Raw genomic sequence first — 17,665 nt, 5'->3', positions numbered from 1 at the left:
ATGTTGTTTATTATGGAGTGAAGCAAGTCCTTCTGTTTCACTGGCTCAACCGTCATAATGAAGGTTGAGAAGCCTGTTAAGACTTGATGCACCTGCTCAAAAGAAACCTCTTTTATAGTTGGTCTGTTGAGTTCATACTCCCTATCCTTCTTCTACTGGATTAGCTTTTTCTTTTCAACTTCCAATGAGACCAACTTTTCTGTTCTAATTTTACCGTTTACATTGCCTACAATTTCTCTAAGAGATCTGGATTGGATGTAATCTGTTCAATTCTCTTGAAGACGAAGGCTTCAGCTTCATCCGCTCTTACCAAATTTGTCTTGCACACAGCAGAGCATAAAGCATGGATATTATTAATTTACCTGGTATTTTTTTGTTGAAGCAGTTGTAAATTTGATATTTTAAAGTAAGAGCATTTCTTTGTAATGAGGAATGCTTTTTATTTTGTTTAAAATTAAAAGGATATTTCAACAACAATAATAATATAATAAAAAACAATATTAATTTATCGCAAAACGATATATTTTATGTTAAAGTCGTATTGTCAGTAAATAAATGAGGTGTTTAAAAATGAATGTTAAACGAGGTTCTAGCACTTTCTTAAAGGTAATAATTTTTCTGATTGGAATTGCAGTGCTTGCCGTGGGTATAGTTTTTTTGCCTGAAGCAGCCAGAAGAGATGCGATAGAGCGTCCGGGTGATTATTCGCTATATCCACTTTTGATATGTGCATATGGAATATGTATTACGTTTTCTGTGGCGTTGTATCAAGTATTTAAACTTTTAAACTACATCGAAAAGAAAAATGCATTCTCTGAGTTATCTCTTCAATCTTTGGAGGTAATAAAGAAATGCACTTTTACTGTCATTTTTTTCATTTTGTTAGCAATAGTTTATTTAAGGGTGCGTGCACAATTCACAGGTGATGATGCAGCAGGTCCAATATCTCTAGGTCTAATGGGCATTTTGGCAACAAGTATCATCGCAGCCATTGTGGACGTACTTCAAAAGCCTATAAAGTATGTCTTGGATTCACAGCCTAAAAACAATTAACATTTTGAAATATACAAGATAAGTAGGGCGAAATATAATTTGAATATATTATTTTCATTCGAGTTACTCAGTAGGAATATTACTTTCAAGTGCACTAAGAAAGGATTCAAGGGGTGTCAGAATGTTTTCTCGTCGAAGGCTAGCTCGACGCTGCCGACGTGATTCTTGTCGTCTAACGTGAGCTTCTTCGGGTGTGAATCAATATGAATCTTTCCGAATAAGGCACACAAGCGGCTGCCTTTCGATCTCGCTCTGTAGATGATACGCTGAACCGCCATAAGTAGGGTGAAAGTCAGGGGGAGAGCCGGATAGGCTGTTTTGGATTAGGGTCGAAAGTTGTCGTTTCAGTTTGTCAGTTGCTTATTGCTTGATGTATAACATCTTTTCTTCCCGTAAACGCTGAAAATATTCAGTTTGACGAAATACGGAATTCGGAGGGATAGTACATGCTAATCGGAAGTCACGTATCCATGGGCGGCAAGGAGATGTTGCTTAAAGCCAGCAAAGAGGCTGCTTCTTATGGAGCGAATACATTCCTGATTTACACCGGCGCTCCACAAAATACGAAAAGAAAACCGATCTCTGATTACAAGATTTCAGAGGGGCATTCGCATATGAAAGAGCATGGAATCAGCAATATTGTTGTTCACGCTCCTTTCCTAGTCAATTTGGCAAATTCCATGAACAATCAAGTATTCAGTCATAGCATTGCCTTTATGCGCGATGAAATGGATCGGACGGAAGCATTGGGTTCGGAACAGATTGTTATGCATCCTGGATCACACGTTGGAGAAGGAATAGGCCAAGGGCTTAACAGGATTATTAAGGGGCTTAATGAAGTTCTTACCCGGAATGAAAAGGTGCAAATCTCGTTAGAGACGATGGCCGGTAAAGGGACGGAATGTGGCGTTCGCTTTGAGGAATTGGCTCGCATTATAGAGGGAGTAACTTACAATGAGAGTCTTTCAATTTGCCTGGACACTTGCCACGTTCATGATGCCGGTTACGATATTGTCCATGACTTTGACGGCGTGCTCGATCAATTCGATCGCATCATTGGGCTCAATCGGTTAAAGGTGCTTCACATAAATGATTCCAAGAACGAACGCGGCTCCCGAAAAGATCGACACGAGAATATCGGACATGGATTTATAGGTCTGCTTACCTTGGACTACATTGTTCACCATCCTCAACTTTCTAATCTCCCCAAACTGCTTGAAACACCATCTATAGGGCCTATTAAATACAAAAACCCTCCGTATAAACATGAAATTGCTTTACTGAGAAGAGAATTAACAGAACCAATAGAAAAGTAATGAGGATGCCAAAACATAATCACTACTGCGCCATAAAATCGCCAACCTGTGAACTGCAGATTCTCTGGTTCTTCCACATCCAATCGTCTTATCCCTGCTAGCCTCATATATATTAAAAGACGGTTGGGAAGGAGTTATGTCAGATGTCGGAATGGGTTCGTTACAATATGCAAGGCCGGGAGTTACGGATACTGATATGAACAAGGATTGGCTCGCCAACTCAGAAGCTAATGCTGCAGCAGCTTCAGCGTCTGTTTTCGGAAGAATTGGCATCGCTAAAGACGTTGCTGATGTAGTTATCTTCGTAGCATCTGAGGAAGCGAGATGGGTCACGGGGAAATTTATCGATGCCACCGTAGGAGATCATCTTTAAGAAAGGCAACAAAATTAATAGAATTTGATGTTAAAGCGATGGCCGGGCCTTGTGGAGATCAAAGGCTCGTTTCGTTCAAGGTCTTGCTGAGGCTGGCCACGACTATGAGATATTGGATTCACACGGGATTGGCTTTGACCCGGTTCTAAAAGGAGTAGATGAACCTGATTGGTAGGAGCGGAGAAGTCCTTATCTCTGAAGTGGGAAGGGAAATATGACGAATGAAAGATCACAACACCTTGGCGTATATTTTTCCAATTTGGTACGAAATTTCGACCAGAATAAATCGAAACTCAAGCAAGCACTAACTTTGGTGTTGGGCCAGATATAGGCATGTTTCCTTCTCTACCAATCTCCCAAAATTTTTTACACAGATTTGATATATTCTACAACTTCCATGATTTGATTTATGTTAAAATATCTCCGGATCAGAAATTGGAGAGGGGTTTTATAACTCATGTCATGGAAAAAAGTTCTGGGTAAAAGCACCATTCGTGTGGCTACGACTGCTCTATTACTTTCCCAAATGTTTGGCGCAGTAGGTTCTGTCTCTGCTGCAGGCAACGATGTCGAAGTACATTTGATTGGAATCAATGACCTGCACGGTCAGTTGGACACCACATCGATAGTTAGTGACAAAAAGGTAGGAACAGCTCCAATTCTAGCAACATATTTAAAAGAAGCTCAAGCCAAATATGAAAACTCCCTGCTCTTCCATAATGGAGACTCTGTTGGAGCATCCGCCCCCGTCTCATCTTTGGATCGTGATGAGCCTACGATGGAATGGATGAATATGATGGGCTTTGATGTAGGTTCTTTGGGCAATCATGAATTCGACCAAGGTATCGCTGCATTAAAAGCACAAATCTTTGGTGGTTTGGATCCAAAAGAAGGCAAGGTAACCCATGCTGGCGCCAAATTTGATTATGTAAATGCAAACGTCATTGAAACTTCCACTGGCAAACCATTGATTAAGCCATATGTGGTTAAAGAATTGGGCGGAGTCAAAATCGGATTTATCGGATTAGTGACGAAAGCGACACCTTCTAAAGTATCCCCAGCGGGTACAGCAGGCGTGCGTTTCTTAAGCGCAGAAGAAGAAGTTGCAGCCGTTAATAAATATGCAAAAGAATTACAAGATCAAGGTGTAGAAACGATCATCGTTCTGGCACATGATCCAGCAACAACCAAAGAAGGAGTAACCACTGGAGAAGCAGCTGATTTGGCCAAAGCTTTGCCTGCCGATTCCCCTGTTGACGTTATCGTTGCAGGTGACAATCATGCTTTAGCTAACGGTGAAGTGAATGGAAAATTGATCGTTCAGGCTTATTCTTATGGTACGGCATTTGAAGATATTAAGCTGATGATTGACCCTACGACTGGAGACGTAACCGAAAAATCAGCTGCAGTTACAACGACTTTTCAAGACGGTGTCAAAGAAGACCCTGAATCTTTAGCTATTATTAAAAAATCACTAGACAAGCATCCTGAGCTAACGAAGCCAGTAGGTACGACAGATGGTTCAGTCACTCGTACAGATGCTTATAATAACGAAGCGCCTCTTGGAAACCTCATTGCAGATGCAATGCGTCAAGCAGATTTTGGTGATAAAGCCAGCGCTGCTGACTTTGCATTTATGAATCCTGGTGGGATTCGTGCGGATCTGCCGCAAGGCGACGTGACCTTTGCTGATCTTGCTAAAATCCAACCTTTTGGCAATACTTTGGTGAAACTGGAGCTGACTGGTGCACAAATTCAAACCTTGCTGCAGCAGCAATGGGGTACAAACGCGGACGGTACACCGAACACCAAAACACTACAAATCTCTGGCTTAAAGTATACGGCAGATTTCAGCAAGCCAGTTGCAGAACGTGTGACTAGTCTCACTCTTGAAGATGGTACACCGATTGATCCTGGAAAAACATATACGGCTGTAGTTAACAACTTTATGGCAGCAGGCGGAGATAACTATAAAGTGCTGGTGGATGCTAAATCATCCTTAGCCGGTCCGATCGATCTAGATGTATTCTATCAGTACATTGTAGATAAATTTAAAGGTGGCGCTATTCAGGCTAAAACAGAAGGACGCATTACCAACCTGGGTGCATCTACAGAACAACCGGAAACACCTGTAACCACAGATGTCATTTCTCGTGCTGAATTTGTGAGTGCTTTAGTAGACATGTTGAAGCTAAACGAAGTAGCTACAGCACCTGCATTCAAGGATGTTGCTGCTGACGCTGCCTATGCAGATGCCATCGCTGAAGCTGCTCATGCCGGATTTATTCAAGGCTATGGCGGTAACTTCAATCCGGATCGTGACATCACTCGTGAAGAAGCGGCTACCATTCTTGCTAAATTGTTGAACAATCCTGTTTCTGATAAAAACGCTGCTGCGATCATTGCAGGTTTTGAAGATGGCAAAACCGTTTCTGCCTACGCGATTAAATCTATGGCCACTCTGATTGATAAAGGTATTCTAAGTGCAGCGGATAAAAAAACGCTTCAACCTAAACAAGGTCTTTCTAATAGCGATGCTAAAGCGTTAATTCAAAAGGCTGTCGCGGCAAAAGCTTCATAATGTAGAAGTGATTCATAGCTTATATTAAGACAGAAAAACACATCCCTTTGGTAAAAGTCTTCTTCTATTGATGAACCTCAATTAGTCTCTCATTTCATGGAGAGGTAGGTTTATTTAGAAGAATGCTATATCCCAATTGAGGATGTGTTTTTTCATGCTTACGTGACTAACACCTTATCCGTACTCTGTTAATATTCAGTAATTATTCAGAAGGAATGAGTATAATCATCGCATGTCGACTTTATTCTCCAAAATTAGACAGAACTAAATGGGCTGGTCATATGTTGATGCACTACACCTGAAGAGATTTCGTGATGATAGATCACAGCGAAACTCAGATAACAGGAAGAGAAGAGAGCACAACTACATGTACCAACAGGCCTATCAGTATCTGTGGAGGAGGGGAAAGGAGGAAGCCTGCAAGATTAGATGATGCAAAGGGCTGCTGGGATCGAGCAAATAGAAGATATCTATTCATTTGAACGTTATTGAACTGATGATCTCACAGTCGCTAAAATTTTCGGTAGTTTTGGGAATGGAGGACAAAAGTGTCTTGAAACGAAAACGCAGCATAGGTAAAGCAATACTCTCTTTCTGCTTGGCAATTATGCTAGTCCTGCAGACGGTGGTGTTCTCTGCTGCCGCATTTGCGGAGAGTGCGCCAAGCAATTCCGGAACGGAAGTAGTTAGTGAATCTGGCTCGCCGAGCGTGGAGGAACCGTCGGGCACGGATCAACCGCCGAGCGTGGAGGAACCGTCGGGCACGGACCAACCGCCGAGCGTGGACGAGCCGTCGGGCACGGATCAACCACCTAGCGTGGAAGAACCGCCGTCAGTAACTGAGACGCCGATCAATTCCGTAGTTATGGCGGCAGTTCCGACGGATAAAACGGCGGTGTTCATGGAGGCTAATTCAACCTTTCCGCTGAAGGTGACGCAAGGAACTGACATTGCCCCAGGCGGTACGATTCAGGGCCGGCAGCAGTTTACGCTGAAATCTGAAGGTCTAAAATTGCCAGTGAATGGTGATGACCCAAATCCAACTAATGCAGATCCTGAGAAATACATACAAAAGGGTGACTGGATTGAGCTAAAAAGAGAAGACCACTTCAAGGAAGTGGTGCTGCCGACAGCTACCAAAACCTTGATGGCAACAACTGAATTGGGTGTGAAACAGCTTGGTATTGCCTCCTTCACTCCGGATAGCATCAGGATTGTATTTAATGGTGACGACAGCTTTTTTAATGGTATTGGAAAGGCGGTTAGCTTCGGATTTGAAACAACCGCCAATTCGGATTTGAATGGAATTGAATACGGCGATACAAAGCCTATCTCGATTTTCGGGGGAGCGTATGAGTTAAAGAATCCAGATGTTACAGCAGCATATAGCATTACTTTAAGCTCGCCCGGAATGATCAGGTGGGATCAGTATGGATATCGCGGAATTCAACCCGCACAATTTGTTGAGGGTGCGGTTACCTGGCAGTCAACCGTATCTGCATTCGATCAGTTTGATAAAACAATCAAATTGCCGCTGGATGGGAAGAAGTTTTTTACGGACCCTGCATCTTATAATACTGGCAATGGTAATGCCCGTGGTATCTATGTGACTGGCTCCTTCAAAGTCAACGACATAGCGGTAGAGCCGGATATCGACGCTGACGGTAAACTGAGCTACATTTTCCCGAAGGGTACCGGTATAGATCCAAAGGTTGAGTTTAAGACTTGGATTCCAAAGGAAGCTTACTATTACGAATACAAGAATCCACCGGGGAATCTTGGGCGCAGCTATCGGGACATGAACGGCTTAGTGAGATTAAAAGAGGTCGATGACACTGTTTTAGTGAGTGCAGGTCAAGAGATTTCTTTTGCTCCAGACTGGATTCAAGCCAGCGCCTCGTATGACCATCCGAATGAAACCATTTCATGGAAAGTCACTGTTAACCAGTATAACAAAAAAGGTTTAAAGAACTTTACCATCACAAATGTGTTACCTGCTGGGCTGAAGTTTGAGTCAGCCACATGGCAGACATGGGAGGATGGCACTGCATCTGAGGTACAACCAATTACACCAGATGATAACAGCGTTTATTCCTTTGGGGATATTAATGGTAAAGTGGAACTAGTGATTAAGAGTAAGGTAACAAGCGGTTCCAACTTCAAAATAGAACCACGTGCCAACTGGAATTTGGACACACCAGGCGGTATTCAGAACAATGATGTGATAACTGGTATAAGACCTGCCGCAGTAACTGACGAGGCAATCGTTACGATCGGTGCGCATGATTTCACAAAGAGTGGATCTATTTCGATGGAGGATTTCAACCTCGGCGGCATCACATGGACTGTCAATCTAACGCCACAATATGCTTTGCCGGATGCCGTAGTGTATGATGTACTCGTGCATGGCGGAGATTTGAATGTTTTGGACAAGGCTGAGGATGAAACCGGAGAGGTTAGCGCGGAAACGATCGCAAAAATCAAAGCAAATGTTAATACTGCTCAGCTTTGGAAGCAATATGACGAAGGTACTCTCAAGAGCGCAATCGGCTTAACCTTGAAGGCTATTCCTTTAAAGGTGAACGGTAATGTGGTGGCGGATTTGATCAAGGTGACCGGATACACCGATAGAGCTGCATCCTTCAGCTTCCGTGCACTTGAGACTAACCCAGACGTCCTCTTCAGGCAGAATATTGAGACCGGAAAAACAATATGGAACCGGTCCTTACTGTTTGATGGAGAAACCGTAAAAATAGCGCAAAACTCTGTTAATCTTCATCTGCGCATGTTGAACAAGGATATGCTCTTTGCGTCGAAGCCATTAAAGGCAGATGGTACACCTGAAAATGTTAATCCAAATAATGTTAGCAGCTATATTAGAAACGATAGCAATGAAGCATGGACCATTTCGGCCTATGACCGCACAACCAAGACGGTCACTTTCCGTCTAGGTGTCAATATGCCGGGTTACAATACAGAAGAGATGGCTAAGGACGGCGGTAATCGAGTAATTAGCAAAATCAAGCTAGTGGACACACTGCCTGAAGGCTGGGAATTCGTGCCGTTTTCTGAAGGTAAGGATTTTGAGCTTTGGAAAGGATATTCGGACAATGGTTCGGGTACAGAATATGGTGTTAAAAATGATGCCAAAGCACTTATTGAACCAGGCACTAGTGCTCATGTAGTAAGTTTTTCTCATAATGAAAACGAGGGAACGTTCACCTTTTCTAAATTGGAAAGTCCTTATGTCATTTTAGTAAAGGCAAGACCTTCCAATGCAGCTCTAGAGAAATATTTGGAGGAATACACCACCAACGGCACAAACAAGCAGGTGCTTTATAACAAAGCCGACCTTCATATGACATGGGGCGGGGTGGAGAAGGTCCTCACCGAACAGCGCAAAGTTATTGTACCTATTCAGACCCTGGGCAAGACGGTAACTAAGCCCGTTCCAGGTGTGCTGGAATGGACGGTGAACTATACCCCGCCATTCAACATGGAGCAGGGTGTTTATTTGCAGGATACCCTAGGTGCAGGTATGAATCTGCGCTATGAAGAAAACGGAAAGCTTGTGCTTACAGCGCCCAGTATGGCAGTTTATCCTGCTAAATTGACTGCCAGCGGTGCTCTGGAAAGAGAGGGCGCAGCACTGGACCTCAGCGACCCGAACTGTGAAGTTCAGGTAGAAGCTGCACCAGGCGAGGGAGGCACCACGGTTCTCATATTCAAAATGAACAACCCTAATAAGCTTTACCAGTTTGTGTACCAAACCGAGGTTGACCCTTCTAAAGCGAAAGCTGGCGACAAAATGGGCAATGAGGTAAAGCTGATGGGCGATGACAAGCTGAAATCTGTTAGTGCCAAAAGTGAAAGCACGCTGGACAGTTCGGACGTAGCGGGCAGTTCAAGCTCCAATGCCCTTCTGCCCCTGAAAAAGGTGGATCCTAACAACAATCCGCTAAAAGGCGTAGAGTTTACGCTCTATAAGAAAGACGGCGGAACTCAAATCGCTAAGGGAACAACAGATAGCGGAGGAAAACTCAATCTACTGTTCCCGGATCCAGGTTATTACGAGCTGAAGGAAACCTATATTGATCTGAATACCTGGCTGCCGATCACCCATGTGTATCAGGTGTACGTAGGGAATACGCCCGGGAAGCCCATCTGGGTAGACGGGGTGAAAGTAACCTCGGATAATCCGCTGGTCGTACCTACGCCAGCCCAAGGCAAGCTAACCATCACCAATAAGGTGGAAGGCAACGGAAGCGATCCGAATAAAGAGTTCGAGTATACCGTAATCTTCGAAGGCGAGGGTAAGGGCGGAGAGTACTCCTATAAAAAGTCAGATAATACGACTGGCACGATCAAAAGCGGTGACAAGATTACCCTTAAGCACGGGCAAACTATGACGCTGCCGGCATTGCCTGCAGGTCTGGTTTATACCGTTATCGAGGGGGATTATACGACCGTTGACGGTTACACGACTAAGCCGGAGAGAGAATTGTCCGGCAAAATTGCGGATAAAGGCGACCACAAGGCGGACTTCATCAATGAGCGAACCGTCAACAAGCTGACCGTGAGCAATACGGTCATGGGCAACGGCGGCGACAAGACGAAGGCGTTCGAGTACACCGTTAGCTTTGAGGGTGCAGGCAAGGACGGAAGCTACTCTTACAAGAAGTCGGATGGTGGCACAGGTACGATCACGTCCGGCGAATCCTTCACACTCAAGGATGGAGAGACGCTGGAAATGGTGGGTCTGCCTAAAGATCTAAAATACACAGTTACTCAGAAGGACTATACAACCAATGATTACGTGACTACTCCTGAGGAACGAAACTATACTGGAGTCATGCAAGGTACTGATAAAGAGGCCCCGTTCACAAACGTGCGAGTCATAAAGGGCGACCTGCTCATCAGCAACACGGTTAAAGGCAAAGACGACGACAAGAAAAAATTGTTCAAGTACACGATCACCTTCACAGGAGCGGGATCGGACGAATCCTACGCCTATGAGAAGCCGGATGGCACCAAGGTCATGATTAAGAGTGGAGACACCTTCGAGCTTACGGATGGTCAGACGCTCGTTGTGCATGAACTTCCGACGGGCCTCGAGTATAAGGTGATCCAGAATGATTATTCGGAAGACGGCTATGTGACGGATCCTGAAAGTTTCATTCGTACAGGCACCATTCCGGAGAAGAAAGCGGCCGAAGCACGCTTCGTCAATACCCGCCCATATCTGGAAGGCGTGCTGCGCGACAACAATACAGGCGAAGTCATTCCGAACGCGGAAATCATCGTGACGAACAAGAAGACCGATGAACAGCAAAAGATTCGGACGAATGAGAAGGGTGAATATTCGATTCCGGCCGCAGCGGATACGGACTATACGATCACTTATACGAAGCTGTATCATGTAGGCGGAAAAGATGTCTCTGTCGAGTTCACGCAAAAAGCAAACGTGGACGGCAGTGTGAGAGACGAGACCGTTCCGGCCGACATTACGGCGGTAGGGATCGTGCTGTTCAAGCAGCTGGATGGAACAAAAGAGCTATTCAACGATTCTTTTACCAGCCAGATGTATATCTATTTGAAGGACAAGGACGGCAATTATATTCAAGAGAACGGTCGTCCCAAGGCGTTTCCGATGGCTTCAAACGGCACTTTCTCCGTGGAAGGGCTAACCGAGCAGAAGTACACCATGGAAGTTCGCTATGAAGCTGAGGACGGTCAGGAATTGCTCTTCAAGGTGACGCAGCTGGACGTGAAAGCAAACGGAGAGCTGAATATTTCCGAGGAATTGGTCGATCCTTACGGTACGGTTTATGATGAAACGACAGGAGACGCTATCAACGGCAAGAAAATTGATGGAGCCAAAGTTACACTGTATTATGCGGATACGCAGCGGAATAGAGATAACGGGCACACTCCGGATACGAAAGTAACGCTTCCACCGGTTCCAAATTTCCCGCCGCACAACAACAAGAGCCCCGAGCAAGATAGCGACGCAAATGGCTTCTATGCATACATGGTGTTTCCTGACGCGGATTACTATCTGATCGTAACGAAGGACGGATATGAGACGCATCGGAGTGATACGATTTCTGTCGATTATGACATTATCAAATACGATGTGCCAATGAAGCCGATCCGTTCCGGTGGCGGCTCCGACAACGGTAACAGTGGGGGCGACAACGGCAACAACGGAACCGGTAACGGCAATGGCGGAACCGATAACGGCAACGGCGGAACCAACAACGGTAACAACGGAACCGGTAACGGCAACAACGGAACCGGTAACGGCAACGGCGGAGCCGATAACGGCAACAGCGGAACCGATAACGACAACAGCGGAACTGGTAACGGCAACGGCGGAGCCGATAACGGTAACAACGGAACCGGTAACGGCAACAGTGGAACCGACAACGGCAACAACGGAACAGGTAACGGCAACAGCGGAACCGATAACGAAAACGGCGGAACCAACAACGGTAACAATGGAACTGATAACGGTAACAGTGGAACCGACAATGGAAACAACGAAACCGGCAACGTCGGCAACGAACTGGACGATGCTCCGAAAACCGGAGACAACAGCGTATCGCCTATCCTTTATATGGCTTTAGCGCTGATGTCCTTGATGACGATCGGGTTCTGCCTAATCGGTAACAAGAAGAAAAAGCACATTCAGTGACCGGAAAGGCGGTAAGAAAATGAGCAAAACTAAAAAGATTCTTATCGCCGTTTCCCTCCTTGTGTTAGTATTTTCTCTCTTCAGTATTGCGAAGACTCTCCTTCGAGATTACGCTGAACAGCAGAAAATCAAAGAGCTGACAAAAGTTAGGGAGGATGGGTCTGGCAAAGGCGGAGGGGATGCAATCCCCTCCCTTTTGTCCAATAAGGCGGACAAGCCGGTCATGCTTCCCGAATTTCGAGAGCTTTACGAGAGGAATCCGGATATCGTCGGCTGGCTGAAGATTGACAGCACCCGAATTGAGTACCCGGTCATGCAGAATCCACAGGATGCGGAGTACTATCTCAATCATGATTTCGATAAGAAGGAAAACAAAGGCGGCCTCCCCTTTTTGGATGCGCATAGCCGGGCCAATGGTTCGGGTATTTTGCTGATTCATGGACATCACATGAAAAGCGGCTGGATGTTTAAAGATTTAATGAAGTACAAGAACGAAAACTTTTATAAAGAGCACGCTATTTTCCAGTTCAGCACGCTTTATGAAAAGGAAAAGTACGAAATTGTAGCCGTCATTCTGTCGCAAGTTTATCGCAAATCGGACGACGTTTTTAAATACTACCAGATTGAAAATGTAAGTACCCCCGCCGAGTTCGATTCGTATGTACAGAACATCATGAAACTCGCTCTTTATGATACGGGCGTAACTGCCCGGTATGGCGACAAGCTTGTTGTACTGTCCACTTGCGAATACTCAACCGAAAACGGCCGACTAGCGGTGGTCGCCCGAAAGATTGAATGACGATGTAGAAATACGGAGTCAAGCTGCTTGATATCGCGTTCTCCCTTTGGAGGACGTGATTTTTTAGCATTCGGGGCTGGATGTTCCAGCCCCTCTTTCATTTCTTTTTCTCCAACTCCGCCTTTAATCTTGCATTCTCTTCCAAAAGCTTTTGAACGTCCGGGATATCCTTACCGGAAACCCAACCATGCAAATCGTCTCTTGCTGCATACCCCGGCAATTGATCACGAAGTACCATTTTAATGTGCCGTACATCCTCAACATAATAGATCGGGACTTGTTCCATGACCGTTTGCTTAAACTCTTGAAACTCCTGATAGTATTCAATCGCTGTAAAGTCGTATGGCTGTTGTCTTAATGCTTCATCTGTAACAACAAAAGCAAATCTGGGTTTGCCCGCTTCTCCGGCATACTCATACTCCCAATGCGTATAGCTTTTGGATTCATCAGGAAGCGTCAAACCATAGAATCCTCCGAGAATCAGGATATATACATCGGACTCATCGATCCATCTCTTCCTAATGTTCATTGGCTTTCCTTGAAAAATTGCTCGATTCCAGCAGGGATATGGCCGGCTTGAAGTATGGCTTCCACAGCGGTATGTCTTTCCTCAATCAGATCATAGTAAGTAGACGATATGTAAATTTGTAGTTTTTTCTCATAAGCCCACCTAAATTAAAGAATTCGTGAAAAATATAGAATGAATTATAGAAATGAATGAAATAGGCCGTATTGGGCCGTTATAACAGGAGGTTCAGCGCAGACTTTATTTCAATCTATTTAGAATCTAACATTCGCTCACTTGATATGTCAAAATTGGCCAGGGCATATGGCTTACATTTACGGGCTTTTGTATTCACTGCGCACTTTTTGTGTGGCTTGGGGTTTCGTTCGGTTTCCCAGGAGTGCATCACAAATGACTCCAGCTTTTTATATAAACATTTTTCTTGTAATGTAGAAATCGGAGCAGCCCACACGACATTATAGTGCAACCCAATTCCAATACGGTTTTACAGGGAGGAATTTTTGTATGAGTTACACCCTAATGTTTTACGAGAGTCAGGAAGATTTTGCGGCAAGAATGGATCCAGCCCGGCAACAAGAGTATCTGGCAGGCTGGACGCATTACGTGAATGCTTTACGACAGTCTGGAATCGTGGTGTTTGGTTCGGGGCTTCATGCTCCTGAGACAGCTGCAACGATGAAACGGCGCGGCGGTGAAATGGCGGTTCAGGACGGACCGTTTCCCGAGACGAAAGAGCAGCTCGGCGGAATATTCGTGATTGATGTTCCGGATCTGGACACTGCATTAGAGTGGGCTGCTCGAGGTCCTGTCGATACGGTGGAGGTCAGACAAAACCTTCCCGCGCTGAAGTAATCATCTCTATGGAAGCTCATCAAGTTATTGAACAAACAGCTCGTAACGCTTACGGCCGATTACTCTCCTATTTAGCTGTAAATTGGCGGGACCTGCAGGCGGTTGAGGATGCGATCGAAGACGCTTTTGTCGCTGCGTTAGAAACTTGGCCGAAGATCGGCATTCCGGATAAGCCTGAGGCATGGCTGGTTACCGCCGCCCGTAGGCGGCTTATCGACCGTGCACGCCGTACCCGCGTTTCCGAAAGTGCGCTGCCGACACTCATTGCCATGTCAGAGGATACACAACGGCTCGCATCGTCAAACACTGGTTTTCCGGACGAACGACTGCGGATGATGTTTCTTTGTACTCATCCGGCCATTGACCCTGCGATGCGTACACCGCTTATGCTGCAGACGGTGCTTGGAATCGATGCAGCCCGAATTGCATCTGCATTTATCGTCAAACCATCCACCATGAGCCAGCGTCTGACGCGGGTAAAGGCCAAAATGCGTACCGAACGCATCACATTTGAATTGCCCGATGCTGAAGAAATCCCGAATCGTCTCGACTCCGTTCTGGAGGCTATTTACGCTGCTCACGGGAGCGGGTGGGACGAAGCAGCCAGTGCCGATTCGCCTCACAGGAGATTGGCAGAGGAATCGATCTATCTGGGAAGGCTGCTTCTCCAGTTCAACCCCCGCGAACCGGAGGTTAATGGCCTGTTGGCGCTTATGCTGCACTGTGAAGCGCGAGTTGGGGCTCGGCATGATGAAGAGGGGAACTATATTCCCCTCTCGCAGCAGGACTGTGCTCGATGGGAGAAAGGCATGATCTTGGAGGCGGAGCGTTATCTGCATATCGCCTCGCAAGCCGGTGAAATCGGACGCTTTCAACTCATGGCCGCGATCCAATCCGTGCATGCACAGCGTTTATGGACTGGGCAAACAGAGTGGGATGCGATTGCTCAATTATACGAGGGCCTCACTCGTATATCTCCCACACTGGGCGCATTAGTCGGCCGAGCCGCTGCAGTGGCGGAGGCTTATGGATCGGAACGCGGCATTGCGCTTCTAGAAGCCATTCCATCTGCAGAAGTGGTAAGCTATCAGCCCTATTGGGCACTTGCCGGCCATTTATACAAACAGATGCAGCGGAAGGAAGATGCCCACTTGGCTTATAGCCGTGCCATTGGGCTAAGCACAGATATATCGATTCGGCAATTTCTAAATCGCCAAGATGCTGAGATATAAAGCACATACCGGAATAAAATAAACTACCCGAGGAAGAAAGGGGCTGGCGTGCCAGCCCCTTTCTCAATTTTCCGCCAATAGGCCCGTTAAGCTGAACCCGTACCATAAGTAACGGTAAATGTTTTATAGAATTCTTGATTTACATGGAATTTGTTTCCCTTTGGACAACTTGTCCCTCTTCCGTATCAGTGGAAGGACTTGAATTAGGGAACCATGCTTAATTTAAGGTGCACTTTTAGTGTATTTCGAAGCTGGTCGCTGGATATCCTAGGCATGGGTTCCCAATAGACCATAAAAGGAATGAGTTTTGTGAAAACAGATCAATCACAATTAACGGCAGCGGAGATGGGAAAACTTTGGGCAACGTATGTTGGAAATACGATGGGAAAATGCGTGCTTAGTTATTATCTCCAGCATGTGAACGATAAAGAAATTAAAGGGATTTTACAATTTGCCCAGGGGTTATGTGAAGATTATATACAGGATATCGAAGCCATTTTTAAACAAGCGGCCTTTCCCATACCGGTCGGGTTTACGAAGGACGACGTAAATCTGGAAGCACCCCGGCTGTATGAAGATGACTTTTATCTTCATTACTTACAGTATCTGGGCAAAGCCGGGATGAGTATTTATAGCGTGGCTATACCCTTAGTAACGAGGAAAGATATCCGGGATTTTTTTGTCAAGACCCTTCATGATACGAGCCAATTAATGGTTCGGGTCAATGATGTTTTGCTTTCCAAAAATGCATCAATAAATCCACCTGTCATTCCTCCTCCCGAAGGAGTTGATTTTATTACCAAACAGAGTTTTTTAAATGTATTTTTTGGAAACGGGAGACCGCTGCAAGGCTTGGAAATTGCCCATTTATACGGTAACATGAACAACGACATCACAAGTAAAGCCATTATTACTGGCTTTGTCCAGGTGGCAAAAAGTGAAAAAGTCAGACAATATTTAGAACGCGGAAAGAATCTTAACCAAAAACATATTGATCTGATGTCGAATAAATTGTCCAAAGACGGTTTGCCATCTCCTTCGCTCATTGATCATTTGGTCAGACCATCAACAGAGTCCCCTTTCTCAGACAAACTGATGGTTTATCATAAAATTGATATGTTTGCCATGAAGATCAGGGAATACGCCAATGGTGCATCACTTAGTGCAAGAAAAGATGTAGCCGCCTTATTTGCAAAATGTCAGTTGGAAGTATCGTTATATGTAGAAGATGGTGCCAATATTATGATTGACCATGGCTGGCTGGAGCAACCTCCAGAAGCTATAGACCGAGATGAGTTACAAGCGGGACATTAAAAGCTGATTCTAGAAGCAGTTTTGGGCACCAAAGTTGAATCGAGTGAGCTATAGGTATAGGAAGGGCCATCCTTTACAGGATGGCCTTTAAGCTTGCGGTTACAAACAGCCCGGTGATCCGTACCCTAAGTACGGCGAAAATGACCGCTAATGGAGTACTCACTGATAGATAACCTCTTTTAAAATCTCTTCCGTTTTGCGAATCCGCCCCATCCTCGGAAAAATGACATCCCGTACATGCTCATGCTCAGCCTTCGTGAACCCGGTCATGGCGTCAATCGCGAAAATGATATCATATCCGTGCTGAAAAGCCTCTCTGGCGGTTGTATCCACACCGATCCCTGAGGCTATGCCGCAGATGACGATCGTATCAATGTTTCGGCGGCGCAGTTGGAGATCAAGGTCTGTTCCATGGAAGGCCCCCCATTGCTTTTTAGAGATGATATGATCCGTTTCAGTTACGCCGAGCTCGGGAACAAATTCGTCCCAGCCCTCGGCCAGATTTAGTTGGGGAGGTGCGGCATCCAGCTTAGGGCTGAGCATATCTTTGAAGTCCTTACTGGACACATGCACAAGTGCCACAAAAGCCCCATGGCTACGGAAAAGCCGGGTCAGCTTGGCTGCATTGGCAATGACCATTTCGGCGGAATAGGGGGCATACTGCGGACCTATCCATTTTTGGAGATCGATGACGACCAGAGCTGTTCTGTTCCAATCGATGAACGGTTCTCTTTGCCCGCTATGCGTATGATTGTCATGAAGTTGATTCATAGGAAATCCTCCGCTAATCTTGTAATGTAAATGATGACGGAATCAGTATATATTAGGCCGTGGTGATTAACGAGAGAGCGGATTATCCTAGGAGTGATTCTCCTAGAATATATAGATTTTATGAAGATATCTGAAGGATTTTGACGCAAAG

10 protein-coding genes and 1 pseudogene are annotated in these 17,665 nt (G+C 45.4%); 9 read left to right on the top strand and 2 right to left on the bottom strand.

The features are described 5' to 3' along the window. Window positions 1-570 precede the first annotated feature (570 nt). The 6 genes from IAE55_RS23955 to IAE55_RS23930 all read left to right on the top strand — a co-directional run bounded on the left by IAE55_RS23955 (window position 571) and on the right by IAE55_RS23930 (window position 12,819). Window positions 571-1,053 (top strand): DUF2975 domain-containing protein, encoded by a 483-nt coding sequence (locus IAE55_RS23955; RefSeq protein ID WP_200634093.1) that lies wholly within the window; start codon window positions 571-573, stop codon window positions 1,051-1,053. A gap of 446 nt (window positions 1,054-1,499) precedes the next feature. Beyond that, window positions 1,500-2,369 carry a deoxyribonuclease IV gene (locus IAE55_RS23950; RefSeq protein ID WP_200634092.1) on the top strand — a complete coding sequence of 290 codons (870 nt, stop codon included), beginning with the start codon at window positions 1,500-1,502 and terminating at the stop codon, window positions 2,367-2,369. 136 nt (window positions 2,370-2,505) lie between these two features. Continuing rightward, on the top strand, window positions 2,506-2,742 hold the full coding sequence (locus IAE55_RS23945; RefSeq protein WP_200634091.1) for an SDR family oxidoreductase: 237 nt from the start codon (window positions 2,506-2,508) through the stop codon (window positions 2,740-2,742). A 457-nt stretch (window positions 2,743-3,199) separates the two neighbouring features. Beyond that, entirely contained in the window at window positions 3,200-5,323 is a 2,124-nt protein-coding gene (locus tag IAE55_RS23940) for a bifunctional metallophosphatase/5'-nucleotidase (RefSeq protein WP_200634090.1), read from the top strand. A 478-nt stretch (window positions 5,324-5,801) separates the two neighbouring features. Further along, the gene (locus IAE55_RS23935) at window positions 5,802-12,020 is read left to right on the top strand and encodes a DUF7601 domain-containing protein (protein ID WP_234489816.1); all 6,219 of its coding nucleotides are present in this window, start codon (window positions 5,802-5,804) and stop codon (window positions 12,018-12,020) included. Between the two features lie 19 nt (window positions 12,021-12,039). Next, a complete protein-coding gene (locus IAE55_RS23930) occupies window positions 12,040-12,819 on the top strand; it encodes a class B sortase (RefSeq protein ID WP_200634089.1) in 780 nt (259 codons plus the stop codon). 97 nt (window positions 12,820-12,916) lie between these two features. On the opposite strand, the pseudogene IAE55_RS23925 reads toward IAE55_RS23930, so the two are convergent. Next, a pseudogene (locus IAE55_RS23925) lies at window positions 12,917-13,464 on the bottom strand (DUF4062 domain-containing protein). Between the two features lie 385 nt (window positions 13,465-13,849). Between IAE55_RS23925 and IAE55_RS23920 the strand changes: the two are divergent. From IAE55_RS23920 to IAE55_RS23910, 3 genes are all read left to right on the top strand, one after another. Then, on the top strand, window positions 13,850-14,197 hold the full coding sequence (locus tag IAE55_RS23920; protein WP_200634088.1) for a YciI family protein: 348 nt from the start codon (window positions 13,850-13,852) through the stop codon (window positions 14,195-14,197). A gap of 8 nt (window positions 14,198-14,205) precedes the next feature. Next, window positions 14,206-15,429 (top strand): RNA polymerase sigma factor, encoded by a 1,224-nt coding sequence (locus IAE55_RS23915; protein WP_200634087.1) that lies wholly within the window; start codon window positions 14,206-14,208, stop codon window positions 15,427-15,429. A 300-nt stretch (window positions 15,430-15,729) separates the two neighbouring features. Continuing rightward, entirely contained in the window at window positions 15,730-16,743 is a 1,014-nt protein-coding gene (locus tag IAE55_RS23910) for a DUF3231 family protein (RefSeq protein ID WP_200634086.1), read from the top strand. Window positions 16,744-16,902: 159 nt separating this feature from the next. Here IAE55_RS23910 and IAE55_RS23905 read toward each other — a convergent pair whose 3' ends face one another. Beyond that, window positions 16,903-17,514, bottom strand: coding sequence for an isochorismatase family protein (locus IAE55_RS23905; RefSeq protein WP_200634085.1), 612 nt, complete (start codon window positions 17,512-17,514; stop codon window positions 16,903-16,905). Between the last annotated feature and the right edge of the window lie 151 nt (window positions 17,515-17,665).

Origin of the sequence: Paenibacillus sp. S28 (genome assembly GCF_016624415.1) — a bacterium.
In the GTDB taxonomy this organism is placed as follows: domain Bacteria; phylum Bacillota; class Bacilli; order Paenibacillales; family Paenibacillaceae; genus Paenibacillus_AQ; species Paenibacillus_AQ favisporus.
Note: the sequence above shows the minus strand (reverse complement) of the source record. Positions and strands in the feature narration are given on the sequence as shown.